At 53.3% G+C, this 3587-nt stretch carries 4 protein-coding genes; 1 reads left to right on the forward strand and 3 read right to left on the reverse strand.

What is annotated here, in order from left to right; all coding sequences use genetic code 11:
* Window positions 1-43 precede the first annotated feature (43 nt).
* Together cspE and L977_RS03000 are read right to left on the reverse strand one after the other, a co-directional pair.
* Window positions 44-256: a transcription antiterminator/RNA stability regulator CspE gene (cspE, locus tag L977_RS02995; protein WP_003860775.1), complete on the reverse strand. Its 213-nt coding sequence runs from the start codon at window positions 254-256 to the stop codon at window positions 44-46.
* Between the two features lie 247 nt (window positions 257-503).
* The gene (locus tag L977_RS03000) at window positions 504-1214 is read right to left on the reverse strand and encodes a DUF3053 domain-containing protein (protein ID WP_014882044.1); all 711 of its coding nucleotides are present in this window, start codon (window positions 1212-1214) and stop codon (window positions 504-506) included.
* A 332-nt stretch (window positions 1215-1546) separates the two neighbouring features.
* Here L977_RS03000 and L977_RS03005 point away from each other — a divergent pair, with 332 nt between their 5' ends.
* Window positions 1547-1834 (forward strand): HTH-type transcriptional regulator, encoded by a 288-nt coding sequence (locus tag L977_RS03005; protein WP_014882043.1) that lies wholly within the window; start codon window positions 1547-1549, stop codon window positions 1832-1834.
* Between the two features lie 38 nt (window positions 1835-1872).
* Here the strand turns inward: L977_RS03005 and L977_RS03010 are convergent, their stop codons facing one another.
* Window positions 1873-3492 carry an ABC-F family ATP-binding cassette domain-containing protein gene (locus L977_RS03010; protein ID WP_047624670.1) on the reverse strand — a complete coding sequence of 540 codons (1620 nt, stop codon included), beginning with the start codon at window positions 3490-3492 and terminating at the stop codon, window positions 1873-1875.
* Window positions 3493-3587: the final 95 nt, after the last annotated feature.

Here is a 3587-nt window from a genome sequence, read left to right on the forward strand (position 1 = left end):
CCAGAAGGCGGGTTTTTGAATTTTGTGCTACTGGGTTGGAAGCTTACAGGCTTACAACGTTACCAGCTGCTGGGCCTTTAGCGCCGCTTTCGATGGTGAAGGACACTTTCTGACCTTCGTCCAGAGATTTGTAGCCATCGTTCTGGATAGCAGAGAAGTGTACGAACACGTCTTTTGAGCCATCGTCAGGAGTGATGAAGCCGAAACCTTTATCAGCGTTGAACCATTTTACCAGACCAGTCATTTTAGCAGACATAGAATTACCTTAATTAACAAATATATTGTGCCTTCCGGCTTGATGGATTGCGTTACAGATTTTTAAGCGATGAAGGAAGGGTCACAACGAAGGGTATCTATGGATAACAATCTGGACTGCTTTACTAAACTGCTTTAGGTCTGTGTAACAAACCGACGGGAATAGTTATACCGATGTGGTAGAGGAATGACAAGCGTTATTTTCGCAATGCATAAAAAAACCCCGCCTGACGCGGGGTTTTTTCGGTTTATTCTGTGGCCGTGACGGCGGCACTCCACGCCTGGCTAAAGGCCTGATGCTGGGAGGCCAGTGGCCCAATCAGCGTATTGTACTGACTTGCCTGCTGCGAAGTCGGGAACTGGATGCCGTTGGCAACAAAGCTCACCTGAGTGTCCTGCTGGGCGATAAAGTCACCCACCTGAACCAGCTGCTGCGTGAAAATTTGCGCGGCTGGAATCAGCGGTTGCAGTGCTTCAGACGGTTTGGTCACCACTTTCTCATACACTTTGTCAAAGACCGGTTTGAGATCGTCACCCTGCTTCAGCGCAGAACGTGACGCATCAGCCTGCATTTTCGCATTCTGTAGCTGCTGGCTCAGCACGCCGAGCGCACCGTTGGACTGGCGCAGCGGTTCACGCTGAGTCACATAATCCTGTGGAACGCGGATGGCGTTTACGCTATCCACGACCGGGCGGATACCGGAATCCATCGCCTGGCTCACCTGCTGTGAATACCCATAAAGAATGGCGTAATCGGACACAAAGGGACCAAACTGTTTTTTCTGATCCGCAGTCAGCGTCGGTAACCGCTCGCCGCTGCGCATCACTGTATTCTGCAGAAAATCGATAAACGCTTTGCGCTGATCGCCTTCTTTATCAAAACACCCACTCAGGCTAACAACCATCAACAACGCCGCAATAGGCGCAAACCAGCGAGAGCAGGACTTTCCTGTCGCCATTTTATTACTCCTTTCACCCAAAAAAGCGCACACCGGCACACGCGTGCCCGACGGCTTACAAGGATAGTCCAGGTCAGCCTTGCAAGATACTCTTTTCATGTAAAACGCCTATTGCCGATTTATTTCTTATCATTTACAAAAAAATACCTGACGGGCCCTCCTTATGGTTAATCAGGTAATTAGCATAACTATCCATATAGCTGAATCGGATAAAGCGATCGTTACCGCACGATTAATCACACCCGTGACGATCCTGGGTTTGTATTAGGGACTATTCTTAATTGGCTCTCTGATGTTCTTGATCACGATGTGAGATTTAAGAGGAGTTCTCAATGGAATATAAAGATCCTGAGTTTGAGCTGCTGAGCAGTCTGGAACAGATCATTTTTAAAGATGTACCGCAGACGATTACCCTGCAACAAAAAGCCAATCCCTTTACAGAATATGAGCAATTGCGCAAAGGGACAGGTCTGAAGACAGAAGAATTCGCCAGAGCGATGGGTGTCAGCGTAGCGATGGTGCTGGAGTGGGAGTCAAAACGTGAGAGACCCACGCCAACCGAGTTAAAGCTGATGCGCCTGATTCAGGCCAACCCTGCACTCAGCAAACAGATAGCGTAGTGACGTTTGAACGCCCCCGCCTTCGCGGGGGCTTGTGTTTAAAGACTTTCGCAACGCCAGCCCGCCTCTTCCCAGATCATCTCGTGCGACAACGTTAACCCTTTTAAAAAAGCGTCATCGTGTGACACCACCAGCAGTGCTCCCGGAAAACCGGCCAATGCCGCTTCAATGGCCTGAACCGAGGCCAGATCCAGATGGTTGGTCGGTTCATCCAGCAACAGGAGCTGCGTGGCCTCAGCACGCCATAATACGCAGGCCAGTGCCGCCTTAAGACGCTCACCGCCGCTCAGTTCCGCCAGCGGGAGCGCGACTTTATCGGCCCCCAACTGGAGCTGCGCTAAACGGGTTCGTAATACCCCCTCTTCAAGGGGCGTATTGCCCAGGTTGAGGTGGGTCATGACCGACTGCGAGAGATCGAGCCGGGACAGATGTTGATCGAGATAAGCGCAGCTGACGGAAACGTTGCAGGTCCCTGAACGCGGGCTGATTTCGCCGAGAATCGCTTTTAACAGCGTCGACTTCCCGCAGCCGTTTGGTCCTTTTAACGCCACGCGCATCGGACCATCCATCCGCCAGTTGAGTGGGGGAACGGGCACATGCTGCAGCACCAGATTTTCCATCACCAGCACCTGTTTTCCTTCCGGAATCTGACTCCCCGGCAGGGTAAACATCACCGGGTTATCGTCTTCTACCCGCTCACGCGCCTTGTTTACGGCAGCGTTCAGGGCATCATTTTGCTCGTTATGCTGTTTTTTCCAGCTGCCAATACGTTCCTTTGCCGCGCCTTTATATTTGACGCGTTCGAACGATGCGATATTGAGGGTATCGACGGTGCGTAATGTTTTTGCCGACCGCCGCTGGCTGTCGTCATGCTCTCTCTGCATGCGCGCGCGGGTACGTTTGCGCGCCGTCGCCGCGTGCTCCAGCGCCGCACGGGCAGCCTGTTGCTCAGCATCGCGCTGGGTTTGATAATCCGCATAATTCCCGCCATAGCTGCGAAGACCAGCGCCACTCAGTTCAAGAATGCGCGGTACCTGCGCCAGCAGCTCACGGTCATGGGAGGCCACCAGTACACCGCCCTGATAACGGGCAAGCTGGTCGTAGAACCATGTCCGGCCTTGCCGGTCCAGGTGGTTAGTGGGTTCGTCCAGCAGCAGATAATCCGCTTGCGCCGTAAACGCCCCGCACAGCAACGCGCGGACACGCTCGCCACCGCTGAGTTCAGCGGCTGGCTTATCCGGATCAAACGGCGACAGTGTCGCCCGGGCAAACGCCTCGCTCAGGCGTTCTGCTAAATCCCAGAAGCCATCAAGCGTTTCCAGATCGTCAGGCTGATACTCTCCGCTGTCGACACGCGCTCGCGCCGCGAAGATTGCCTCGTACCCGAGCAATTCAGCCAGCGTCGTGTGTGGCAAAATATCCTGCTGCTGCGCCACATAAACCTGTGTTCCGGTTCGTTCGATATGCCCGTTTGCGGGTTCATCAAGCCCCGCCAGCAGGCGCAGCAGACGTGTTTTCCCGCTGCCGTTGCGGCCCACCAGCGCGCACAGAGACGGTTCCAGAGAAAGATTCAGCGGACCAAAAAGGATATCCCCCGTCGCAAACTGACAGGTGACCTGATGCAAAATAAAAGAAGGGGACTGCGCTAAATGAGCCATAAGCACTCCTGAATGAAATCAAAACATCCCCTGCCGACGCGGTGGCGTTTAGCAAGGATCGAAATTCATCAGTCGTGTTTGTTCATTTTTGGGGG

Origin of the sequence: Enterobacter sp. ZOR0014, assembly GCF_000798855.1 — a bacterium.
GTDB lineage: Bacteria > Pseudomonadota > Gammaproteobacteria > Enterobacterales > Enterobacteriaceae > Enterobacter > Enterobacter kobei.

Bases quoted from the DNA above. Each gene is read 5' to 3' on its own strand.
- cspE (WP_003860775.1), bottom strand. From the start codon at position 256: ATGTCTGCTAAAATGACTGGTCTGGTAAAATGGTTCAACGCTGATAAA.
- L977_RS03000 (WP_014882044.1), bottom strand. From the start codon at position 1,214: ATGGCGACAGGAAAGTCCTGCTCTCGCTGGTTTGCGCCTATTGCGGCG.
- L977_RS03005 (WP_014882043.1), top strand. From the start codon at position 1,547: ATGGAATATAAAGATCCTGAGTTTGAGCTGCTGAGCAGTCTGGAACAG.
- L977_RS03010 (WP_047624670.1), bottom strand. From the start codon at position 3,492: ATGGCTCATTTAGCGCAGTCCCCTTCTTTTATTTTGCATCAGGTCACC.